This window comes from Streptomyces sp. NPDC058662, from assembly GCF_042716255.1.
Classification (GTDB): Bacteria; Actinomycetota; Actinomycetes; order Streptomycetales; family Streptomycetaceae; genus Streptomyces.
In genome coordinates, this window is sequence record NZ_JBHXRU010000051.1 from 12,367 (window position 1) to 33,716 (window position 21,350).

The 21,350-nt window shown below is 74.8% G+C and carries 18 protein-coding genes; 11 read left to right on the forward strand and 7 right to left on the reverse strand.

The features are described from left to right. The first annotated feature begins 157 nt into the window (after window positions 1–157). A complete protein-coding gene (locus ACFWUQ_RS18945) occupies window positions 158–1,834 on the forward strand; it encodes a PucR family transcriptional regulator (protein ID WP_384539140.1) in 1,677 nt (558 codons plus the stop codon). A 165-nt stretch (window positions 1,835–1,999) separates the two neighbouring features. Further along, on the forward strand, window positions 2,000–2,851 hold the full coding sequence (locus ACFWUQ_RS18950) for a hypothetical protein (RefSeq protein ID WP_384539142.1): 852 nt from the start codon (window positions 2,000–2,002) through the stop codon (window positions 2,849–2,851). Window positions 2,852–2,913: 62 nt separating this feature from the next. Here ACFWUQ_RS18950 and ACFWUQ_RS18955 read toward each other — a convergent pair whose 3' ends face one another. After that, complete coding sequence (locus ACFWUQ_RS18955) at window positions 2,914–3,612, reverse strand: GntR family transcriptional regulator (RefSeq protein WP_384539143.1); 699 nt, start codon at window positions 3,610–3,612, stop codon at window positions 2,914–2,916. A 140-nt stretch (window positions 3,613–3,752) separates the two neighbouring features. Between ACFWUQ_RS18955 and ACFWUQ_RS18960 the strand changes: the two genes are divergently transcribed. Continuing rightward, complete coding sequence (locus ACFWUQ_RS18960) at window positions 3,753–4,628, forward strand: (2Fe-2S)-binding protein (RefSeq protein WP_384539145.1); 876 nt, start codon at window positions 3,753–3,755, stop codon at window positions 4,626–4,628. A 191-nt stretch (window positions 4,629–4,819) separates the two neighbouring features. Beyond that, the gene (locus ACFWUQ_RS18965; protein WP_384539147.1) at window positions 4,820–5,905 is read left to right on the forward strand and encodes a DUF2637 domain-containing protein; all 1,086 of its coding nucleotides are present in this window, start codon (window positions 4,820–4,822) and stop codon (window positions 5,903–5,905) included. 74 nt (window positions 5,906–5,979) lie between these two features. Here ACFWUQ_RS18965 and ACFWUQ_RS18970 read toward each other — a convergent pair whose 3' ends face one another. From ACFWUQ_RS18970 to ACFWUQ_RS18980, 3 genes are all read right to left on the reverse strand, one after another. Beyond that, the gene (locus ACFWUQ_RS18970) at window positions 5,980–6,369 is read right to left on the reverse strand and encodes an ATP-binding protein (protein WP_384539180.1); all 390 of its coding nucleotides are present in this window, start codon (window positions 6,367–6,369) and stop codon (window positions 5,980–5,982) included. A gap of 212 nt (window positions 6,370–6,581) precedes the next feature. Then, the gene (locus ACFWUQ_RS18975; protein ID WP_384539149.1) at window positions 6,582–8,324 is read right to left on the reverse strand and encodes a pyruvate dehydrogenase; all 1,743 of its coding nucleotides are present in this window, start codon (window positions 8,322–8,324) and stop codon (window positions 6,582–6,584) included. A gap of 75 nt (window positions 8,325–8,399) precedes the next feature. Further along, complete coding sequence (locus tag ACFWUQ_RS18980) at window positions 8,400–9,485, reverse strand: protein phosphatase 2C domain-containing protein (protein ID WP_384539151.1); 1,086 nt, start codon at window positions 9,483–9,485, stop codon at window positions 8,400–8,402. 1,122 nt (window positions 9,486–10,607) lie between these two features. Between ACFWUQ_RS18980 and ACFWUQ_RS18985 the strand changes: the two genes are divergently transcribed. Continuing rightward, window positions 10,608–11,585: a helix-turn-helix domain-containing protein gene (locus ACFWUQ_RS18985; protein WP_384539182.1), complete on the forward strand. Its 978-nt coding sequence runs from the start codon at window positions 10,608–10,610 to the stop codon at window positions 11,583–11,585. 24 nt (window positions 11,586–11,609) lie between these two features. Beyond that, entirely contained in the window at window positions 11,610–12,095 is a 486-nt protein-coding gene (locus tag ACFWUQ_RS18990; protein WP_384539153.1) for a DUF456 domain-containing protein, read from the forward strand. A gap of 333 nt (window positions 12,096–12,428) precedes the next feature. On the opposite strand, the gene rsgA is transcribed toward ACFWUQ_RS18990, so the two are convergent. Further along, a complete protein-coding gene (rsgA, locus tag ACFWUQ_RS18995; RefSeq protein ID WP_384539154.1) occupies window positions 12,429–13,544 on the reverse strand; it encodes a ribosome small subunit-dependent GTPase A in 1,116 nt (371 codons plus the stop codon). Window positions 13,545–13,869: 325 nt separating this feature from the next. Between rsgA and ACFWUQ_RS19000 the strand changes: the two genes are divergently transcribed. Beyond that, window positions 13,870–14,283, forward strand: coding sequence for a VOC family protein (locus tag ACFWUQ_RS19000; protein WP_384539155.1), 414 nt, complete (start codon window positions 13,870–13,872; stop codon window positions 14,281–14,283). Here the strand turns inward: ACFWUQ_RS19000 and ACFWUQ_RS19005 are convergent. Further along, the gene (locus tag ACFWUQ_RS19005) at window positions 14,202–14,948 is read right to left on the reverse strand and encodes a helix-turn-helix domain-containing protein (protein ID WP_384539157.1); all 747 of its coding nucleotides are present in this window, start codon (window positions 14,946–14,948) and stop codon (window positions 14,202–14,204) included. The genes ACFWUQ_RS19000 and ACFWUQ_RS19005 overlap by 82 nt on opposite strands. A gap of 248 nt (window positions 14,949–15,196) precedes the next feature. On the opposite strand from ACFWUQ_RS19005, the gene ACFWUQ_RS19010 reads away from it, so the two are divergent. Next, window positions 15,197–16,009: a class I SAM-dependent methyltransferase gene (locus ACFWUQ_RS19010; RefSeq protein ID WP_384539158.1), complete on the forward strand. Its 813-nt coding sequence runs from the start codon at window positions 15,197–15,199 to the stop codon at window positions 16,007–16,009. A gap of 141 nt (window positions 16,010–16,150) precedes the next feature. Here ACFWUQ_RS19010 and ACFWUQ_RS19015 read toward each other — a convergent pair whose 3' ends face one another. Then, entirely contained in the window at window positions 16,151–17,266 is a 1,116-nt protein-coding gene (locus tag ACFWUQ_RS19015) for a YihY/virulence factor BrkB family protein (RefSeq protein ID WP_384539160.1), read from the reverse strand. Window positions 17,267–17,283: 17 nt separating this feature from the next. Here ACFWUQ_RS19015 and ACFWUQ_RS19020 point away from each other — a divergent pair, with 17 nt between their 5' ends. The 3 genes from ACFWUQ_RS19020 (at window position 17,284) to ACFWUQ_RS19030 (ending at window position 21,230) form a co-directional block, all read left to right on the forward strand. Continuing rightward, window positions 17,284–18,972, forward strand: a complete 1,689-nt coding sequence (locus ACFWUQ_RS19020) for an acyl-CoA dehydrogenase family protein (RefSeq protein WP_384539162.1) — start codon at window positions 17,284–17,286, stop codon at window positions 18,970–18,972. A gap of 293 nt (window positions 18,973–19,265) precedes the next feature. Beyond that, entirely contained in the window at window positions 19,266–20,618 is a 1,353-nt protein-coding gene (locus tag ACFWUQ_RS19025) for a GAF domain-containing protein (RefSeq protein WP_384539184.1), read from the forward strand. 48 nt (window positions 20,619–20,666) lie between these two features. Then, the gene (locus ACFWUQ_RS19030) at window positions 20,667–21,230 is read left to right on the forward strand and encodes a GNAT family N-acetyltransferase (protein ID WP_384539163.1); all 564 of its coding nucleotides are present in this window, start codon (window positions 20,667–20,669) and stop codon (window positions 21,228–21,230) included. Window positions 21,231–21,350: the final 120 nt, after the last annotated feature.

Here is a 21,350-nt window from a genome sequence, read left to right on the forward strand (position 1 = left end):
CCAGTACACAAGCCGCGCGTCCCTCGGGTGCAGTCACCGAAACCATGAAGGAGTTGGCTGGCGGCCTCCCTCGTCTTGTAGATTCGTATGAAAGGCAGGATGCAACGACCTGCCCGATTTCCAACGGCAACATTCGAGACAGATCGGCGGCGACATCATGCGGCTGCGCGCACTGCTGGAAACCGAGGCGCTGGGGCTGCGGCTGCTGGGCGGCGAGGACGAACTCGACCGGACGGTCCGCGGGGTCATGACGACCGACCTGCGTGATCCCAGCCGATACCTCACAGGGGGTGAGCTCGTCCTCACCGGACTGGCATGGCGAAGAAATTCAGCCGACTCCGAGCCGTTCGTACGAATCCTCGCGAGCGCGGGCGTGGCGGGCCTCGCGGCGGGCGAGGCGGAGCTCGGGGACATCCCCGACGATCTGGTATCAGCCTGTCGGCGCAACCGGCTGCCGCTGTTCGCCGTGAACGAGGACGTTGCATTCGCCACGATCACCGAGTACGTGGTGCGCCAGGTCTCCGGCGAGCGCGCGGGCGACCTCGCGGCCGTCGTGGACCGCCACCGCCGCCTCATGACGTCGGGTCCGGCCGGCGGCGGACCCGACGTGGTGCTGGATCTGCTCACCACCGACCTCGATCTCCGGGCCTGGGTGCTGTCCCCCACCGGCCGGCAGATCGCCGGGGCGGGCGAGCCGCTGGCGCCGGGCGTCTGCGCAGCACTGGCGGGCGAGCACCTCGCGGCAGTCCGGACAGGCCGCAGGGGACCGCACCGGATCTCCATCCAGGGTATTGCCTACTCGCTCTTCCCGATCAGGGGACACGGGCGCGGACCGGCCGGAACCGCCACCCGCGACGTGCGCGAGAGCGTGCTCTCGGACTGGCTGCTGGCCGTGGAGGCGGACGCGGGCGACTGGCCCGCCGAGCGCCTGGACCTGCTCCAGGGCGTCACCCAGCTCATCGCCGTCGAACGGGACCGGCGCGACGCCGCGCGCACGGTGCGGCGCCGCCTGGCGCAGGAGGTGCTCGAACTGGTCCAGACGGGTGCCCCGCCCGCCGAGATCGCCGCCCGGCTGCGGGTGGCCGCCCCGGTACTGCTGCCCGGACTGGGCGCCGCGCCCCACTGGCAGGTGGTCGTGGCAAGGGTGGACTGGGACGGCGGGGACATCCCCGGCGGTCCGGTGGCCCAGTCCCTGCTGGAGGAGATCCTCGTCGACCCGTCCGTGGCGGGTCCCGAGCCCTCCGACCGGATCGCGGTCGCCCATGCGGGTGACGAGGCCATCGCGCTCGTCCCGCTGCCCGCGCTGTCCGTCGAGGGCGAGGACCGGGGCCCCGTCAGCGCCCTGCACGCCGACGTGCTCCTGACGTCCGTACGGGAGCCCCTGGCGGCGGGCCTCGCCGACGACGGCCGGCTCACCCTGGGCGTCAGCGCGGCCGTGCACTCCGCCGAGGGGCTGCGCGGGGCGCTGGAGGAGGCACGGCACGCCCGCCGGGTCGCCGCGGCACGCCCGGGCCGGGTCTGCGCGGCGGGCCACCACGAGCTCGCCTCGCACGTCCTGCTGCTGCCGTTCGTACCGGACGACGTGCGGCGCGCCTTCACTGCGCGGCTGCTGGACCCGCTGCGGGACTACGACCGGCGCCACCGCGCGGAGCTCATCCCGACGCTGGAGGCCTTCCTGGACTGCGACGGCTCGTGGACCCGGTGCGCCACCCGGCTGCACCTGCACGTCAACACGCTGCGGTACCGCGTCGGGCGAATCGAGCAGTTGACGGGGCGCGACCTCTCCCGGCTGGAGGACAAGCTCGACTTCTTCCTCGCACTGCGCATGAGCTGAGCTGATCCACTCCCGGGCCGGCCGCACCCGGCCGGGGGCGGCCGACGCGGTTTCAGGACTTTGTGAAAGAGTTCACTCGACCCCTTGGCCGAGCTGGTCCATTCGTGCTCTCATTTCGCCCCAGGGCTCAACGATGTGCTGCTTGCTTGCTTTGGGGAGGGCAATGTGGCGGATACCGCCATGTCGGGTGCCGGAACGACCGGAGGGGACGACCCCCTCCAGCGGGCGATATGGCGGCTGCGTTCGCGCGGCTGTTGGACCGACGCGGCGGCGCTGCTGACACCGCACGCCGAGCACGCCGGGGCCGCCGTGCAGCGCACCGCGCTGCTGGTCGAGCGCTGCCTGTTCACGGGCCAGGGCTGGGCCGAGGCGGAGGACGCGCTGCGGGTCGCCGAGGCGGTCGCCCAGGACGACGACGACCGGGGCGCGGCCGCCTGCGAGCGGGGCCAACTGGCGTACGCGGCCACCGTGCTGGGCGTCCGGGACCGGGCCGACGAGGCCCGCTCGGCGCTGGGCCGGGCGGCTGCGCTGCTGTCCCCGGGCTCCCGGACCAGGCCGCTGATGGACTTCCGCCGCGGGCTCGTCGCCGAGCACCTGGCGGACGCCCCGCAGTCGGCCCGGCCCGCCTACCGGCGGGCGCACGCCGGGGCACTGGTCCACGGGGACACGCTGCTGCTGTCGTTCACCTGGCGCCACCTGGCCGCGCTGGCCCTGCGCGACGGCGAGGTGGCGGAGGCCCGCAAGGGGTTCACGGAGTCCCTGCGGATCCGGGAGGAACTGGGATTCCTGATCGGTACGGCCCCGGCGCTGGCGGCGCTGGCGGAGGCAGAACCGGAGCCGGAGGCGGCCCGGCTGCGGGCCGAGGCGCGGCGGCTGTTCCACCTGCTGGGCGGCATCCCGACCTGGCTCGCGGACCAGCTCCAGCCCCCGGCGGCCGCACCCGCACCGGCCGCCTCTTCGCCCGCGCCGGCCGTGCCTTCGCCCGTGTCCCCGCCCGCTCCTTCGCCCGCGGCATAGCACCCGGACCCGTACCGGGGCCGGACCCGGCGCGGGGCCCGGCGGAGCGGCGGGGGCGGACGTCAGGCCGTGGCGCCGGCGAAGTGCTCGCGGACGAGGGACTCGACAACGGCGAGGTCCCCCGCGATCAGCGCCTCCAGCAGCGCCGCGTGCTCCGCCGCGTCGGCGACGAGGTCCGCGCGTCGCACCCGCGGAGCGCCCGGCAGGGGCCACTGCGCGCGGCGGTGGAGCTCCTCCGCCACCTGGACCAGCCGGCTGTTCCCGGCGAGCGCCAGGACCTGGCGGTGGAAGGCCCGGTCCGCGTCCGCGTAGCCGGGTACGTCACCGGCCGCCGCCGCCTCGGCCGTGGCGGCGGCCGCGGGGCGCAGGGCCTCCCAGGCCGCCGGGGGCGCCGTCCGGGCCAGGCGGAGCATGACGGGGACCTCAAGCAGCGCGCGGACCTCGGCCAGCTCGGCCAGGTCCCGCGGGGTGCGCGACAGGACGCGGAAGCCCCGGTTCGGCAGGCATTCCACCGCCCCTTCCACGGCCAGCTGCTGCATCGCCTCGCGCACCGGCGTGGCGGAGACACCGAAGCGCTCGCCCAGGGCCGGGCCCGAGTAGATCCCGCCGGGGACCAGCTCCCCCTCGATCAGCGCCGCGCGCAGGGCGTCCAGGATCTGCCCGCGCACCGAATGGCGCAGTACGCGCCGGGGGCTCCCGGGTGCCTTCTGGGCCGGGATCGACGGGCTCGCCCCTGCGGTGGCCTGGGCCGCTTCGCGCACTCGGTCCTCCTACCGGTCTCGACCACCCGAGGATAGGCGACGCGGCACCCCGCGCCGGGAGGAGACGGATCACCATTGATCAGATAAGGTAAGGCTTACCTGTTAACGATCGCGTGATTCGGTGGTTCGTCATGACTGTCATGGCTTCCGTCGGTGCACCCAGTGCCCCGCCGAGCGTCAGTTCCGCCCCGACCGGCTCTCCGGTGACGGGCGCGTACGCACGGCTGGGCGAGGTCTTCAGCGGGCTGCGAGTGACCGAGCTCGCCGCGCACGAGCCCGCCCCCCGCGGTGCGGGATGGGTCGGCGCGGACGAGCTCTCGGCGGGCGGCGCCGCCCTGGACGCCTTCCTCGCCTGGGACAACGCCCAGGTGCTGAGGGACTACGGGCAGCAGGCCCGCCCCGACGTCATCGCCAGTTTCGGGCTGCACCGGTACGCGTGGCCCGCCTGCCTGCTGATCACCCTGCCGTGGTTCCTGCACCGGCGGGTGCCCCGGTTCCCGGCCGCCGACGTCTCGTTCCACCGGACGCTGGGCCGCATGGCCGTCCGCGTGGAGCGGTTCGCCTGCCTGCCGGACGACCCGGCGGCCGCCCTCCCCGGCGCTCGTGTCGTGCCCGACGAGGCCGCGCTGCGCGACGAGGTGCGTGCCGCGGTGGCCGAGCACCTGGGACCGGTGCTGGAAGGTTTCGGCCCGCGCATGCGGCGCGGCCGCCGGGCCCTGTGGGGCATGGCCACCGACGAGGTCGTGGAGAGCCTCTGGTACCTCGGGCACCTGCTCGGCGAGGAGGAGCGGGCCATGGCCGAGCTGGAGGCCCTGCTGCCCGGCTCCACCGCCCCGTACACCGGGAGCGCGGGCTTCCGCACGCTCACCGGGCCGGACGGCACGGCGCTGCCCACGCGGGACCGGGCCAGCTGCTGCTTCTTCTACACGATCCGTCCGGAGGACACCTGCGTGACCTGCCCCCGGACCTGCGACGCGGACCGCGTCGCCCGGCTCACGGCGTCCGCCACCGCCTGAACCCACCCGCACGGGTGACCGTAATCGAACTGGATTCCCAGCCCAGGAAGGCCAGTTCGAACTACAACACCCTATCCGGCGGGCCCCGCCCCCCGTTGGCGTCCACTTGTCCCGAAAACCGCGTGCACGACCGGCCCGCTGCGCCACTATGGCGCCCGGAAAGCCGCATTCGCGAGGCAAGGGACATCCGCATGAGACTGACCGACATATCGCTGGACTGGCTGCTGCCCGGCAGCCTGCTGATCCTGGGCGTACTTGCGGCAGTTGCGGTACTGGCCCGGGGCAAGCGGGAGAGCGAGAAGGCCGCGGCCGAGGACAGCTGGGAACGCAGCGAGGAACGCAGACGGCGCAAGGAAGCCGTCTACGGAACCGCCTCGTACGTCCTGCTCTTCTGCTGCGCGGCGGTCGCCGCCGCGCTCTCCTTCCACGGGCTGGTCGGCTTCGGCCGGCAGAACCTCAACCTCACCGGGGGCTGGGAGTACCTGGTTCCCTTCGGCCTCGACGGCGCCGCGATGTTCTGCTCGGTGCTCGCGGTGCGCGAGGCCAGCCACGGGGACGCGGCACTCGGCTCCCGCATGCTGGTCTGGCTGTTCGCGGGCGCCGCCGCCTGGTTCAACTGGGTGCACGCCCCCAGGGGACTCGGCCACGACGGGGCGCCGCAGTTCTTCGCCGGGATGTCGCTCTCGGCGGCCGTCCTCTTCGACCGCGCCCTCAAGCAGACCCGCCGGGCGGCTCTGCGCGAGCAGGGGCTGATCCCCCGGCCGCTGCCGCAGATCCGGATGGTCCGCTGGCTGCGGGCCCCCCGGGAGACCTTCGGCGCGTGGTCGCTGATGCTGCTGGAAGGGGTTCGCACCCTCGACGAGGCCGTGGACGAGGTGCGCGAGGACAAGAAGGAGAAGGAGCAGGACCGCCACCGCCGGCGGGAGCAGCACCGGCTGGACCGCGCGCACATCAAGGCACTGGGCCGCCAGAACCGGGCTTTCGGCCGGGCACGCGCCCGCGAGGGCGACATGCCGGGGCTGGCCCCCGGAACGGGCTCCGCGCCGGTCGGCGCGGAGCCGGCCATACCGGACCAGGGACACCTGCCATCACTTCCGAGGCTGCCCCTGGGCGGGGGCTCCGGCCGGCCCTCCCTCCAGGCCGTGAACCGAACCGAGTCCCTTGAGGTCACCGGCCCCCGCACGGTGGACCTCACCGCCGAGGACGACACCCAGACCATTCCCCGGCTCGACTCACTGGAGCGCAAACTGAAGGATCTGGAGCAGCAGTTCGGCTGACGAGGCCGGCCGCGGCGGCGTCCCCGACTCCGCCCGGCCGCCGGACTCCCGTCGCGACCCGGAGGGCCCGCCGCTCAGGCGGGTCCTCCGTCGTACGCCCCGCCGCGGGCGCCCTCCAGCTCGAACCACACCACCTTGCCGTCCGGAGCCGGCGCCTCCACACCCCAGGCGTCGGCGAGCGCCTGCACCAGCGCCAGTCCCCGGCCGTGCGTACCGTCGTCGGCGGTCGGTACGTGCGGCCGGGGCCTGCGGGCGGCGTAGTCCCGGACCTCCACCCGGAGCCGGGCGGCGCAGAGGATCACGCTCACCTCGGCCCCTTGGTCGGTGTGGACGAGGGCGTTGGTCACGAGCTCGGTGATCAGCAGCTCCGCCGCCTCGGCGGCGTCGGCCCTGCAGCGGTGGCGCATCAGCTCCCGCAGGGCCCGGCGGACCTCGCCCACCGCTTTCAGGTCGGCCCGGCGCACGCTCCGGGTGATCCGCAGCGCGTCCACGCCTCCCCCGTCCTCGGCGGCGGACGGCTCACGCGGTGCCGGCTGCCCTCTCTTTCCCAGCTTCCCGGTCTTCGCCCCCACCCGCACGGCGATGTACCTCCCCCGTCAGTCCTCCCGAACAGATCGACCCCTCGAACAGGCCTACGGGATGCATGCCCCCCGGACCGGTCCGCACTCCTTCGGGCTTACGGGCGGGGCACGTTGCGGAGGTTGGACCGGGCCATTTGGAGCATCCGCCCCACTCCCCCGTCCAGCACGATCTTGCTGGCGGAGAGTGCGAATCCGGTCACCATGTCGGCGCTGATCCTGGGCGGGATCGACAGGGCGTTGGGATCGGTCACCACGTCCACCAGGGCGGGCCCCTTGTGCCGGAAGGCGTCCTTCAAAGCGGCTGTGAGCTGCTTGGGCTTCTCCACGCGGACCCCGTACGCGCCCGCCGCGCGGGCGATCGCGGCGAAGTCCGGGTTCTTGTTCGTGGTCCCGTAGGAGGGCAGGCCGGAAACCAGCATCTCCAACTCGACCATTCCGAGCGATGAGTTGTTGAAGAGGACCACTTTGACGGGCAGGTCGTACTGCACCAGGGTGAGGAAATCTCCCATCAGCATCGAGAAGCCGCCGTCACCCGACATCGACACCACTTGACGGTTGCGGTCGGTGAACTGTGCGCCGATGGCCTGCGGGAGGGCGTTGGCCATGGAGCCGTGACTGAAGGAGCCGATGATGCGGCGCTTGCCGTTCGGGGAAAGATAGCGCGCCGCCCACACATTGCACATGCCGGTGTCGACGGTGAACACGGCGTCCTCGTCCGCGAGTTCGTCGAGCACCGAGGCGACGTACTCGGGATGGATCGGCGTGTGCTTCTCCACCTTCCGGGTGTAGGCCTTGACCACGCCCTCCAGCGCGTCCGTGTGCTTCTTCAGCATCCGGTCGAGGAAGCGCCGGTCGGTCTTGGCCCTGACCCGGGTGTTCAGAGCGCGCAGCGTCTCCCGTACGTCTCCCCAGACGGCCAGGTCCAACCGGGAGCGGCGGCCGAGGTGCTCGGGCCTGATGTCCACCTGGACGATCTTCACGTCGTCGGGCAGGAAGGCGTTGTACGGGAAGTCCGTGCCGAGCAGGATCAGCAGATCGCACTCGTGCGTGGCCTCGTAGGCCGCGCCGTAACCGAGCAGTCCGCTCATCCCCACGTCGTACGGATTGTCGTACTGAATCCACTCTTTACCGCGCAGGGCGTGCCCCACGGGTGCCTTGACCCGGCCGGCGAACTCCATCACCTCGGCGTGCGCGCCGGCGGTCCCGCTGCCGCAGAAGAGGGTGACCTTGTCGGCCTCGTCGACGAGCCGGACCAGCTTCTCGATCTCCCCCTCGCCGGGGCGCACCGTCGGCCGGGCCGTGACGAGCGCGTTCTCCACGGCCTTGTCGGGTGCCGGGAGGGAGGCGATGTCACCGGGCAGGGCGACCACGCTCACCCCGCTGCGGCCGATGGCGTGCTGCACGGCCGTCTGGAGCAGGCGCGGCATCTGCCGGGGGTTGGAGATCAGCTCGCTGTAGTGGCTGCACTCGCGGAAGAGCTGGTCGGGGTGGGTCTCCTGGAAGTAGCCCAGCCCGATCTCGCTGGAGGGGATCTGCGAGGCCAGCGCGAGGACGGGGGCCATCGACCGCTGCGCGTCGTACAGGCCGTTGATCAGATGCAGGTTGCCGGGGCCGCAGGAGCCCGCGCACGCGGCGAGGCGGCCGGTGATCTGGGCCTCGGCGCCCGCCGCGAAGGCGGCCGTCTCCTCGTGCCGGACCTGGATCCACTCGATGCCGTCGGTCCGGCGGATCGCGTCCACCACGGGGTTGAGGCTGTCGCCGACGACTCCGTACATCCGGCGCACGCCGGCGCGCACGAGGATGTCGACGAACTGTTCCGCCACATTCTGCTTGGCCATGAGGGGGGCACCCTTCGCGGTCTCCGGTCCTGTCCTGCGAGACGTGTGCCTCCCATCCAGCCACGTATGCGCCGGTTACGCCTCCCAGACGGCGGCGGCGGTGCGGTCGTCGGCGTAGCCCTTGAGGCGGAGCTGGACGTCCGCGAGGAAGGCCGCCAGGCCGGGCGGCTCGGGCTCGGCCCAGCGCGCGGCGAGCTCGGCCGACAGCACCGCTTCCTCCCGCATCGGCTCGGCGAGACCGCCGGTGCACAGCAGCAGGATGTCGCCGGGTCGGGCCACGGACGCGCGGAAGCGGAACTCCGCCGGCTCGGCGGGGGCGGCGGCCGGTCCCGCGGGTGCGGTGGGCGTGGGTGCGGCGGGTGCGGTGGCGGCGGGTGCGGACTCCTCCGTCCCGGCCTGTTCCAGGTCCTGCCAGCGGCCCTCGCGGAGCCGGAAGAGCCCGCCCGCGCCGACGCCGAAGCAGACCCGGGTCCGGCACCGCGGGTCCACCGGCAGGAGCAGTCCGCGCATGCCGGCCGAGTACGCGGACTCCGGGAGCCCCAGCTCGGCGGCCCGGGCGCGCAGCCGCCCGTACCCCCGATCGGTGAGCCGCTGGAGCCCGGAGCGCAGGGCGTCGCGCCGGCCGGCCCGGATGTCCTCGGCCAGCCGCTCCTGGCTGCGCCCGACGGCCGCCGCGACCGTGCGGCACAGTTCGGCGGCGGCCTCCGCCGCGCCGGGAGCGGCCCGGTCGCCACCGGCGAGGGCGACGAGGACCAGGGCGTCGTCGCCGCTGCCGAAGCGGGCGGTGAGCAGGAAGTCCCGGCGGACCTCGCCGCGGAAGCGGGCGGAGTCCCCGCGTAGCGAGGCGGCGCGCAGGGTGTAGGTGCCGTAGCGCGCGCCCTCCAGGACGGTGTCCGGGGTCAGGGCGTGGACGGCGGCCGGATCGGCGGGCGGCAGCGCTCCCGGCTCGGCGGCGTAGGTGGGGGCGCGGTCGCCCAGGTGCCGTACCTCGGGCCTGGCGGCGGGCGGTCCCGGGGCCGCCGGGGGCTCCGCCGGCGGTGCGTGGGCGGCCTCGCGCGGCGCGTCCCAGCGCCGTACCGGCGGCTCGGACTCCGTCTCGGACCAGGGTCCGGGCGCCGGTACGGGCGGCACGTGGACACCGCCGAGCGCGTACCCGGTCACACCGCCCTCCCGGGGGTCCCGGGGCGGCGGCAGTACACCGTGGGGAACCCCGGCCGGACGCGGGGGCGGCGGTCCCGCCGCGGGCACGGCGGACGCGGGCGGGGGTGTCTCGGACGCAGCCGACCGGAATCCGCGGGGCGGCGTCGGAGGGACGGCATCGGCGGAAGGCCGGAACCCGGACGCAGGCGCAGGCGGGGATCCGGGATCGGCCGGCAGCGGGAACCCGGGCGGCGGCGGAACGGAGTCGGCGGCCGGGCGAAACCCGGGCGGAGGCGGGGGGACAGGGTCGGCGGTCGGCCGGAACTCGGGCGGCGGCGGGGGGAACGGCGGCGGAGCCTGCCGGTCGTCCTGCGCGCGCGCCGGCGGGGTCTGGGCGCGGCGGGGCTGCGGCAGGACCGGCTCCGGCGCGAGCGGCGGGCGCTCCGTGCCGCCGGACCGGGCCTCGGGAACCGTGGCGGGCCCCGGTCGCCCGGGAGCCGGGGCCGTCGGCAGGCCCGGCGCGCCCGGCGCGCCCGGCGCGCCCGGCGCGCCCGGCGCCGAGTCCGTCACGACCACCGCCGCCGAGCGGAAGCGGTTGTCCAGCGTGTCCCCCGGATCGGGCTCCGTTCCCGGGTCCGGGTCCTCGTAGAGCTTCTGCCACCAGTCGTCCGCGCCCGCGCCCTGCTGACTCATGCCCTCATTCTCGGCCTCCCGCCGGGGCGGAAAACGCGAAACGCGCGAAATGGGTCCGCCGGACCGCCGCCCGGTCGACCCTGGCCGTGCGACCCGTACGCACTGGCGGATGCCGTACGCCCGCGCGGCCGTCGGGGTGATCCGGGCGCCCCTCGCGCCGGTCGGTTCGACCCTCAGGTATGCCGGCTCGGCCTCGGTCCCGTGCCGACCGCCGTCAACACGCCCGCCGCGTGGCCCTCTTGCTGCGTCCCCGTCATGAACCCGCCTGCGGGGAAGCTGCTCGAAACCGGCCGGCCCCGCGTGCCGCGCGGCTCGCTTCCGGCGGCGGACGGTGGTGCCGCGGTGGCCTCGCCCTTACCGAAGGGCGGGGGTGCGGCGATGATGGCCGCGGCGGGTTCGCGCCGTGGCCGCTTCCCGCCAGGCGCAGCGCAGAGAGAGCGGGTGGACGGGTTGTTGGGTGCGATAGGCCTGGACGAGGGCCAGGAGTCGGCGTACCGGACGCTGGTGGCGTTGGGCGCGGCCGAAGTGCCCGATCTGGCGCACCGGCTGGCCCTGCCGGTGCCGCAGGCCGAGCGGGCCCTGCGGCATCTGGAGCGGCAGGGCCTGGCCGCACGGTCCTCGGCGCGGCCGGGCCGGTGGGTGGCGGCCCCGCCCGGGGTGGCTCTGGGCGCCCTCCTCACCCGGCAGCGGCACGAGTTGGAGCAGGCGGAGCTGGCGGCGGCGCTGCTCGCGCAGGAGTACCGGGCGGAGGCGTCCGAGCCGGCCGTGCACGACCTGGTGGAGGTGGTGCAGGGCGCCGGCGCCGTCGCGCACCGCTTCCACCAGCTCCAGCTGGGCGCGGTGGAGGAGGTGTGCGCGCTGGTCAGCGGCCGGCCGCAGGGGGCGACGGGCACCGACAACGAGGCCGAGGACCGGGCGGCCGCGCGCGGGGTCGCGCACCGGGTGGTGATCGAGCGGGAGGTACTGAGCCTGCCGCGCGGCATCCGGGAGGTGTCGACGGCGCTGGCGCGGGGTGAGCGGGTGCGGGTGACGGGCCAGGTCCCGGCGAAGCTGGTCATCGCGGACCGGACGCTGGCGATGGTGCCCCTGGTCTCGCGCGGCGCGGAGCCGTCGGCGCTGGTGGTGCACGCGTCGGGCCTGCTGGAGTCCCTGCTGGGGCTGTTCGAGGCGGTGTGGCGGGAGTCGCTGCCGCTGCGGCTGGGCGCGGCCGGCACGGCGGAGGAGTCCGGGGGCACCCCCGACGCGACGGACCTGGAGATCCTGTCGCTGCTGCTGGCGGGTATGACGGACGCGAGCGTGGCCAAGCACCTGGAGCTGGGCCTGCGGACGGTGCAGCGGCGGGTGAAGGGGCTGATGGAGCTGTCCGGGGTCACGACGAGGCTCCAGCTGGGCTGGCACGCGTACGAGCGGGGCTGGGTGGCCCGATAGCCTCCCGTCGGTCACGCTGAGCAGATGGATCTGCCTCAGCTGCTCCTGGTGGGGCTGGTGCTCCTGCTCGGTGCGCTCGGGGTGATGGTCCCGGGCGTGCCGGGGACCTGGCTGGTGTGGGCGGGGCTGCTGTGGTGGGCGCTGCACGAGCGGTCGTCGGTGTCCTGGACTCTGCTGGTCGCGGCGACGGCCCTGCTGCTGGTGGTTCAGGTGGTGAAGTGGCTCCTCCCACCGCGCCGGCTGCGGGGGGTGGGCGTGACCCCCAGGGCGGCGGTCTTCGCGGGTTCGGGGGCGCTGCTGGGCTTCGTACTGATCCCGGTCCTGGGCGCGGTCCCGGGCTTCGTCGGCGGCATCTACCTGTGTGAACGGCTCCGGCTGGGCAGCCGCGGCGATGCGTGGGCGTCCGTGCGCGCGGTGATGCGGGCGGTGGGGACGAGTGTGCTGGTGGAGCTGTTCGCGTGCCTGCTGCTCCTGGCCGCCTGGCTGGCCGCGGTCCTGACGCGTCCGTGACACCGCCCGGCCGAGCGCCGCGGGCTGCCGAGCCCGGGCGCGGGCCTGTCAAGCCCCGACTTCCCGGGTCGTGACCCGGGGCCCGCGGGCGGGGCTCAATGGAGTTCCGCCCGCGGGCCGGCCCCCGGCCCGGCGGCACCACCCCCTCACCCCCGCGAAGGCCCCCATGACCGTCACCCGGACCCGCCGCCTCGTCCTCCGCCTGATCGCGACCGCCTCGGCGGCCGTGGGCGTCTCCCTGTCCTCCCCCGCGCCCGCGTCCCGGGGCCCGGAGCCCGGTCGGGGGCCCCGTACGGGGGCGCCCCCGTACGGGGGCGGGCCCCCGGCGCGGGCTCAGGCCCGACCGCGGCGCTTCGCCGCGTAGTTCGCGCGGCCCTCCGCCATCCGCAGGCGGCCCTCGCGGCGGATCTCCGAGCGGAGCCGCGCGTCCGTCTTGGCCACGATCCGCTGGTTCTCCCGCAGCAGTTTCCGGTAGCTGTCCAGGCGCCGCTCCGCCAGGTCCCCGGCGTCCAGTGCGGCCAGTACCGCGCACCCCGGTTCCGCCTCGTGCGCGCAGTCGTGGAAGCGGCAGCGTCCCGCGTAGTCCTCGATCTCCGAGAACACCTGGCCGACCCCGACCTCCGCGTCCCACAGGCCGACGCCGCGCAGCCCGGGGGTGTCGATGAGGACTCCCCCGCCCGGCAGCGCGAGGAGGTTGCGGGTCGTCGTCGTGTGGCGGCCCTTGCCGTCGACCTCGCGGGCCTCCTGCACCTCCATCACGTCCTCCCCCAGCAACGCGTTGGCCAGCGTGGACTTCCCGGCGCCGGAGATGCCGAGCAGCACGCTGGTACCGCCCCCGACGACGTCGGCGAGGACGTCCATGCCGGCCCCCGTGCGGGAGGACACGGTGAGCACCTGTACGCCCGGCGCGGCGGTCTCCACGTCCTGTACGAGATACCCGAGCGAGGCCGGGTCCGGGATGAGGTCCGCCTTGGTCAGTACGACCAGCGGCCGCGCGCCCGACTCCCAGGCCAGGGCCAGGAAGCGCTCGATGCGCCCCAGGTCCGGATCGACGGCGAGGGAGACGGCGATGATCGCGTGGTCGACGTTCGCGGCGAGGATCTGCCCCTCGGACCGCTTGGAGGAGGTGGACCGGACGAAGGCGGTCCGGCGCGGCAGGTACGCCTTCACGTAACGCGGGTTCCCGGCCGCCTCGACGGCCGCCCAGTCACCGGTGCAGATCACCCGCAGCGGGTCGTGCGGGGTCACGAACGCGGTGTCGGCGCGGACGACGCCGTCCGCCGTCATGACATCGCACTGGCCCCGGTCGACCCGGACGACCCGGCCGGGCACCAACCCCTGTGCGGCGTAGGGGGCGAACTCGGCCTGCCACGCGTCGTCCCACCCGAAGGGGGCGAGGGGCACGGAGGACGAGGAGAGGGAAGAGGAAGGAGAAGCGGAGAAAGACAAGGGAAACCCTTCACAGGGCGGCCCCGGCAGCGCGCGCTCGCTCAGCGGCGGCGGGCGTAAAGGTGTGAGGTCAGCCGGAGACCACGGAAGTGACATCGATGGACTTCTGAGTGCGGGCAGCGCCCTGCGTCACGACAGTCATCAATGAACTCACCTCCGGGTCAGCACAAGCCGAAGTCCGCGCCGATCGGCGGGAACACGCTCACCGTAACAAGCGGGAGCGGGGCCGGGCCACCTCTTTTTCCGGTGTACCGAATGGGTGGGCGGCGGCGGGGTGTCCGAAACGTTCAAGACGGCCGTGTGCCGGTCTGGCTAGCCTGCCGGCATGACTCCACGACTCGACATGATCGGCATGGTCGTCTCCGACATGGCCGCCTCGCTCGCCTTCTACCGCCGCCTGGGGCTGGACGTTCCGGCCGGCGCCGAGCAGCAGCCGCACGTGGAGGCCGTCCTGCCCGGCGGGCTGCGCATCGCCTGGGACACGGAGGAGGTCATCCGCTCCTTCGACCCCGGATGGACCCCGCCCGCCGGGGAGGGCCGCCGGGACCTGGCCTTCCTGTGCGGGTCGCCCGCCGAGGTGGACGCGCTGTACGCCGAGTTGACCGCCGCCGGGCACCCCGGACACCTGGAACCGTGGGACGCCTTCTGGGGGCAGCGCTACGCCGTCGTCCTGGACCCGGACGGCTGCGGGGTCTCCCTGTTCGCCCCCGCCGCAGCCCCGGCCGCGCCCCCCGTGTAGGCGCGCAGCGTGGTCCCCGCCAGGGCCCGTACCTCCCGGGCGAGGTGGGCCTGGTCGGCGTAGCCGGCGACGGCGGCGACCTCGGCGTACGGCAGTCCCGCGCGGGCCCGCGCCAGCGCCCCGCGCAGCCGCAGGATGCGGCCGAGGGTCCGGGGGCCGTACCCGAACGCGTCGAGGGAGCGCCGGTGCAGTTGGCGCGGCCCCAGCCCCACCGCGCGCGCGATGTCCGCGACGGCGGAGCCGGCCCGCAGCCCGGCCACGATCTCGGCGGCCAGCGGGTCGGGCGGCGCGGCCCCGGCGGCGCGGCGGGCGACCAGCGCCTCCAGCCCCGTACGGGGGTCCGCGCTCGCCTCGACCGGCCCGGCCAGCCGGCGCACCTCACGCGCGGGCCACAGGTCCGTCAGCTCCACCCGGCCGTCCCGCACCGCGTGCGCGGGTACGCCGAGCAGCGCGGGCGCGGTGCCGGGTGGGAGCCGGATCCCGGCGAAGACCCCGCCCGGGACCTCCCCGGCGGGATGCGGGCGGGTGTCCGGCCCCGCCACCAGCAGCCGCCCGTCGACCCACAGCAGGTCCATGCACCCGTCGGGCAGTACGGTCCCGCCCGCCCCCGCGGCCCGCCACAGCACGGCCCCGGGCACGGTCGCCGACGGCGCTTCCTCGTACACCCCTCCAGGCTAAGGCCGTCGCTCAGCTGCGGGCCGTCTCTTTCGGAGCAGGCCCGGCGCGCCTCGGCGGGGCCGGGGACGGCCGGTGCAGGATCGGTGGGCGGCGGCGCGGACCCGGGCCGCACGCACTGCCCCCCGCTCCGTGGAGGTCCGGACGTGAGACTGCCCGACGCCCCGCCGGAGCCCGACGCCCAACCGCCGGACCCCGACGCCCCCTCGGCCCGCGTTCCCGCCCCCGGGGCGGCGACATGAGCGGCGACGGCGGCGACGCTCCCGCCGGCCGGTACGGGGAGGCGGTGTTCCGGCCCGAACAGGCGGGCGAGGACGACCGCATCGACCTCGGCGCGCTCGCCTACGACGACTTCACCCTGGCGCGGCTGCGCGCGCTGGGCGCGGGCCCCGGCTGGCGCTGCCTGGACGTGGGGGCGGGCACGGGTACCGTCGCCCGCCTCCTCCTGGAGCGGGCCGGTGTGGCGGAGGTCCTCGCCGTCGATCGCGACACGCGTTTCCTCCGGGCGCACCCTCTGCCCGGCCTCACCGCCCTGGACGCGGACATCACCGCGCCGGGGTTCGCGCCCGGCCGGTTCCAGCTGGTCCACGCCCGGTTCGTCCTGATGCACCTGCGCGACCGGGAGCGGATGATCGGCACGCTCGCCTCCCTGCTGGCCCCCGGCGGCGTGCTGGTGATCGGCGACGCCGTCGACCTGACTACCCCGGCGGCGCCCACCACGGCGTACCACCGGGCGATGCGGGCCATGTGGGAAGGGCTCCGGGACACCTTGGGGACCGACGTCTCGCGGGTACCGGACTACCCGCGGCAGCTCCAGGAGGCCGGTCTCACGTCCGTGGGGGCGGAGATCCACGTCCCCCCGCTGCTGCCGGGCAGCCCCATCAGCCGTTTCTGGGCCGGTACGTGGGACCGCGCGCGGGGGTCGATGACGGCCACCGGACTGGTCGACGACGCGACCGTCGACGCGGCGATCCGCTACCTGGACTCGCCGGACTGCGCGGCGCTCTCCCCGGGCCTGCTCACCGCCTGGGGGGTGCGGAGCCCGCGCTGAGCGAGCGGTGACGGCGGGCGGTGACGGCCTGCGGTGACGGCGGCCGGTGACCGCGAGCGGTGACGGCGGGCGGTGACGGCCTGCGGTGACGCCCCCGCGGCGTGGGCGTGCGCAGGCCCTCCCGGGCCCCCGCCCGGCCCTTCAGTGCTTGCGCAGCCGCGCCGAGTAGTCCTCCGGCGGCAGGAACTTCGACCACCGCTCCGGGAACTCCGACGGCATCCCCTCGTCCTCGTCGTCCTCCGACTCGCCCTCCGCCATCGCCCGCCAGGCCGCGGCCCGCGCGATGAGCTGCGCGGCCTCCAGCTCGCGCGCCCGCTCGTTTGCCTCGCGCGCCGCGGCCGTGGCCACCGACGGCCAGACCCGGTCGATGGCGGCGTTCACGGCCGCGCCGACCAGCACGGCGAAGGCCGAGATGCCGATCCACAGCAGCACGGCCACCGGCGCCGCCAGCGATCCGTAGATCGTCGGGCCCTCGACGGTGTTGGTCAGGTAGATCCGCAGCAGGAACGAGCCCACCACCCACATGGCGAGGGCCACGAGCGCGCCCGGCACGTCCTCGATCCACGGCGAGCGCACCGGGACGGACACGTGGTACAGCGTGGTCAGGAAGGCGATGGACAGCAGCGTGACGGTCGGCCAGTACAGGACCGCGATCACTTCCGTGCCCCAGGGCACCAGCCGCACCACCGCGTCCGGTCCGACGACCATCAGCGGCAGCACGATCGCCCCGATCAGCAGGGCCACCATGTAGAGCAGGAAGGCCAGCAGCCTGGTCTTGACGATGCCGCGCTGCCCGTCGAGCCCGTACATCACGGTGATGGTGTCGATGAAGACGTTCACCGCGCGGGAGCCCGACCACAGGGCGACGGCGAAGCCGAGCGAGATCAGGTCGGGGCGGCCGGGCCGGGTGACGTCGTCGAGCAGGGGCCTGGCGATGTCGTTGACACCGCGGTCGGACAGGACCGTGCCCACCGCGCGCAGGATGTTCTCCTCGATGCTGGACACGGTCTGGGTGTCGGTCCAGCCGTCCACGTAGCCGAGCAGGCCCAGCAGGCCGAGGAAGAGTGGGGGCAGCGAGAGCAGGGTGAAGAAGGCCGCTTCGGCGGCGAGTCCGAGGATGCGGTACTCGATGCACGAATTGACGGTGTCCTTCAGGAGCAGCCAGGTCATCTTCCGCTTGGAGACGTTGCGGTAGAGGGCGCGGGCCCGGTGGAGCCGTCCTGGGATCCGCTCGGGTGTTTCTTTTGCTGGCTGCACGTCCTTACGGTATCCGCATGGCAGCCACCACCCACACAGTCAGCAACCAGGCCCCGCCCCTGGTGGGCCACGACGTCTACGGAGGCGACCGGGCACTCACCGAGGGCGTGGAGCGGCACCTCGCCGCCGCGAAGCCCGAACTGCGCGGCGAGGTACGGGAGGAACTCACGGCGCTCGGGCTCGCCGCGGGCTCGGCGCAGGCCCAGGAGTGGGGCGCGCAGGCGAACGAGAACCCGCCGAAGCTGCGCACGCACGACCGGTACGGGAACCGCGTCGACGAGGTCGACTTCCATCCGGCCTGGCACCGGCTGCTGGGGCACGCCGTGACATCCGGGCTGACGGACGCCTGGGGCCGGCCCGCGGGGCACCTGCGCCGCGCCGCCGGGTTCTTCGTCTGGTCGCAGGCCGAGTCGGGGCACGGGTGCCCGGTCTCGATGACGCACGCCGCCGTGCCGGCGCTGCGGACCGATCCGGAGCTGGCGGCCGAATGGGAGCCCCGGCTGACCTCGCACGTGTACGAGGAGGGGCTGCGGCCGGCCGCGCGGAAGGCCGGGGTGCTCTTCGGTATGGGGATGACGGAGAAGCAGGGGGGCAGCGACGTCCGGGCGAACACGACGGCCGCCGTGCCGCTGGACGCCTCCGGTGAGTACCTGCTGACCGGGCACAAGTGGTTCTGCTCGGCGCCGATGTGCGACGGCTTCCTGGTACTGGCCCAGGCGCCGGGCGGGCTGACCTGCTTCCTGGTGCCGCGGGTGCTGCCCGACGGCACGCGCAACGTCTTCGCCCTCCAGCGGTTGAAGGACAAGCTGGGGAACCGGTCGAACGCGTCGAGCGAGGTGGAGTTCGACCGGACCTGGGCGCGGCGGGTGGGCGAGGAGGGCCGGGGGGTGCGGACCATCATCGAGATGGTCGCGGCGACCCGGCTGGACTGCGTGATCGGCTCGGCCTCGCTGATGCGGCAGGCGCTGACCCAGGCGGTGCACCACGCGGAGCACCGCTCCGCTTTCGGAGCGCCGCTCATCGACCAGCCGCTGATGCGCAACGTGCTCGCCGACCTCGCGCTGGAGTCGGAGGCCGCCACCACGTTGACGCTGCGCCTGGCGGCCGCCTACGACGCCGGCACCGAGCAGGAGAAGGCCTTCCTGCGCCTGGCGGTACCCGCGGCCAAGTACTGGGTGACCAAGCGCTGTACGCCGATGGTCGCGGAGGCCCTGGAGTGCCTGGGCGGCAACGGCTACGTCGAGGAGTCCGGTCTGCCGCGCCTGCTGCGCGAGTCCCCGCTGAACTCCATCTGGGAGGGATCGGGCAACGTCCAGGCCCTGGACGTACTGCGGGCGCTCCAGCGGGAGCCGCAGGCCCTCGGCGCGTTCCTGGAGGAGATCGGCCTGGCCCGGGGCGCCGACCACCGGTTGGACGCGGCCGTGCGGAACCTGCTCACGGACCTCGCGGATCTGGAGGGTATCGAGGCGCGGGCCCGCCGCGTCGTGGAGCGGATGGCACTGGTGCTCCAGGGGTCACTCCTGGTCCGCTGGGCGCCGCCGGAGGTCGCGGACGCGTTCTGCGCCTCGCGGCTGGGCAGGGACTGGGGCGCGGCCTTCGGCACGCTGCCGCACAGCCTGAACCTGGGCGCGGTGGTGGAACGGGCTCGGATCGCGGGCGGGGGCCCGGTCCCCAAACCGCCCCGCTCCGGGATCCGGACCCGTTGACCGGGATCAGGGGTGGCACCGCGCCGACTCGGCACCACCCCTGGTCCCAGAAGCCCCGAGGAGGAGCTGTCACGCCGCTGGGCGGCGTCCGCACAGTTTCGGTCGCGCGACCGGGACTTGGCGAGAGTTGCATACCGTTGCAACCTTGAGTCGGAGGTCGCCCTCCGGGGGCGCCGTGGGAGACGGCACCCGCGGACCACCGGGGCGGCCTGCGCCGCACGTCCTGTTCGCACGGGGAGGTTCCGGTGGCCCACACCGCAGGCAGCACGGTCGACGTGGCACGTATCTCGGCCATGGACGCGCGGGACGCCGCCCGTCTGCTCAAGGGCGTACGGGCGGCCGCCCTGGCCGGGGACCGGCCGCCGGCCGCGCCGCGACCGGAGATCGCCGAGTCCTGGCGGCGGATGCTCGCCGGCGGGGTGCATCCGGACCGGGACGCCCGCTCGCGGATGCTGTCGGCGGCGGAGACCGAGGAGCGGCGGCACGTGTCGCCGCTGCGCGAGGTCCTGCCGGTGCTGCGGGAGGGTCTGCTGCCGGCGCTGGACGAGGCGCTGCACATCATGGTCGTGGCCGACGCGGACGGCCGGCTGCTGTGGCGGGAGGGGCACAGCTCGATCCTGCGCAAGGCGGACCGGTTGGGCTTCGCGGTGGGGGCGGACTGGGACGAGGCCGTGGTGGGCACGAACGGGGTGGGCACCGCCCTGGTGACGCGGCGGCCCGTGCAGGTGTTCTCGGCGGAGCACTTCGTCTCCAGCCACCACGACTGGACGTGCGCGGGGGCGCCGGTGCGGGACCCGCGCGACGGGCGGCTGCTGGGTGTGATCGACGTGAGCGGGCCGCTGGCCACGATGCACCCGGCGACGCTGGCGTGGGTGAGTTCGGTGGCCCGGCTCGCGGAGCGGGAGCTGCGGATCCGCCACCTGGAGTCCCTGGAGCGGCTGCGGACCTTCGCGGCCCCGCTGCTGGCCCGGCTGCCGGGACGGGCGCTGGCGGTGGACGCGGACGGCTGGGCGGCGGCGGTCACGGGCATGGCGCCGGCCGACCGCATCCCGCTCCCGAAGGGGTTCGGCGCCGGACCGGTGTGGGTGCCGCAGCTCGGGGACTGCGTGGTGGAGCCGCTGCCGGGCGGGTGGCTGCTGCGGGTCGAGGAGCACCGTACCGCCGCGGACGGCGGCGGCGCGGAGGGTGCGCGGGGGGCGGGCGGGGGCCGTGAGGGCGCCCGTACGGGACCGGGCCGCCGTACGGGCGCGGCGGCGACGCGGCTCGTCCTGGACCTCAGCCGTCCCGGCGCCTGGACGGCGACGGTGCACGGGGCCGCCGGGAGCTGGTCGCAGGAGCTGAGCCCGCGCCACGCGGAGCTGCTGTTCCTGCTGGCGGACAGCGCGCGGGGGCGCTCGGCGGCGGAGCTGGCCGGGGAGCTGTTCGGCGATCCGACGCGCACGGTGACCGTGCGGGCGGAGCTGTCCCGGGTCCGGCGCTACCTGGCGGGCGTCCTGTCGCACCGACCGTACCGCTTCGCGGAGGACGTGGAGGTGGAGCTGGTCCGGCCCGGGGACCCGGCGTCGCTGCTCCCGCACTCCACGGCCCCCTCGGTGGTCCGGGCCCGCGCGCACGGCGCCGGCGGGGGTCGGGACGGCTGGGCCTGACGCCGGCGGGCTGGGCCTGACGGGGGCGGGCGTGATTCCCTGACCTGCATGAGCACCATCACTCTCACCACCTGGTCCCTGGAGATGACGTCGCCGTCGGACCTCGTCGAGGCGGCCCCGGCGGGCCCCGACGTCACCGTCGTCCGCTCGGAGGTCCCCTCGCCCGAGTTCAGCCGCTTCCTCTACGCCTCCGTGGGCGGGGACATCCACTGGACGGACCGGCTGTCGCTGACCCGCGCGCAGTGGGTGGAGCAGCTGGACCGGCCGGGGGTGGAGACCTGGGTGGCGTACGAGCGGGGCACGCCGGCGGGCTACGTCGAGCTCGACCCCCAGGACGACGGTGTGGTGGAGATCATGTACTTCGGGCTGCTCCCGGACTTCCGGGGGCGCCGGATAGGCGGGCACCTGCTGTCGGTGGGCGTCGCCCGCGCGTGGGACCTGGCGGAGCGCTGGCCGGACCGCGAGCCGACGCGCCGCGTCTGGCTCCACACGTGCAGCCAGGACGGCCCGACGGCCATGGACAACTACCTGCGGCGGGGCTTCAGGCTCTACAGGACGGAGACCGGGTCCACCGAGGAGACCCCGTCCCCGGGCCCCTGGCCCGGCGCGTAGCCCTCGGCCGTACGTCCCGGGCGCGGGCCCGGAGCCGCCGCGCGGGGGCGGGCGGCGGCGGGGTCTGCCGCCCCCCGCGGGCGCGGCGGGGGGCGGCGAAAACCGCCGTACGGCGTGACC

Bases quoted from the DNA above. Each gene is read 5' to 3' on its own strand.
- ACFWUQ_RS19025 (WP_384539184.1), top strand. From the start codon at position 19,266: ATGGACGCGCGGGACGCCGCCCGTCTGCTCAAGGGCGTACGGGCGGCC.
- ACFWUQ_RS19030 (WP_384539163.1), top strand. From the start codon at position 20,667: ATGAGCACCATCACTCTCACCACCTGGTCCCTGGAGATGACGTCGCCG.
- ACFWUQ_RS18975 (WP_384539149.1), bottom strand. From the start codon at position 8,324: ATGGCCAAGCAGAATGTGGCGGAACAGTTCGTCGACATCCTCGTGCGC.
- ACFWUQ_RS19020 (WP_384539162.1), top strand. From the start codon at position 17,284: ATGGCAGCCACCACCCACACAGTCAGCAACCAGGCCCCGCCCCTGGTG.
- ACFWUQ_RS18965 (WP_384539147.1), top strand. From the start codon at position 4,820: ATGAGACTGACCGACATATCGCTGGACTGGCTGCTGCCCGGCAGCCTG.
- ACFWUQ_RS18960 (WP_384539145.1), top strand. From the start codon at position 3,753: ATGGCTTCCGTCGGTGCACCCAGTGCCCCGCCGAGCGTCAGTTCCGCC.
- ACFWUQ_RS18990 (WP_384539153.1), top strand. From the start codon at position 11,610: ATGGATCTGCCTCAGCTGCTCCTGGTGGGGCTGGTGCTCCTGCTCGGT.
- ACFWUQ_RS19010 (WP_384539158.1), top strand. From the start codon at position 15,197: ATGAGCGGCGACGGCGGCGACGCTCCCGCCGGCCGGTACGGGGAGGCG.
- ACFWUQ_RS18945 (WP_384539140.1), top strand. From the start codon at position 158: ATGCGGCTGCGCGCACTGCTGGAAACCGAGGCGCTGGGGCTGCGGCTG.
- ACFWUQ_RS19000 (WP_384539155.1), top strand. From the start codon at position 13,870: ATGACTCCACGACTCGACATGATCGGCATGGTCGTCTCCGACATGGCC.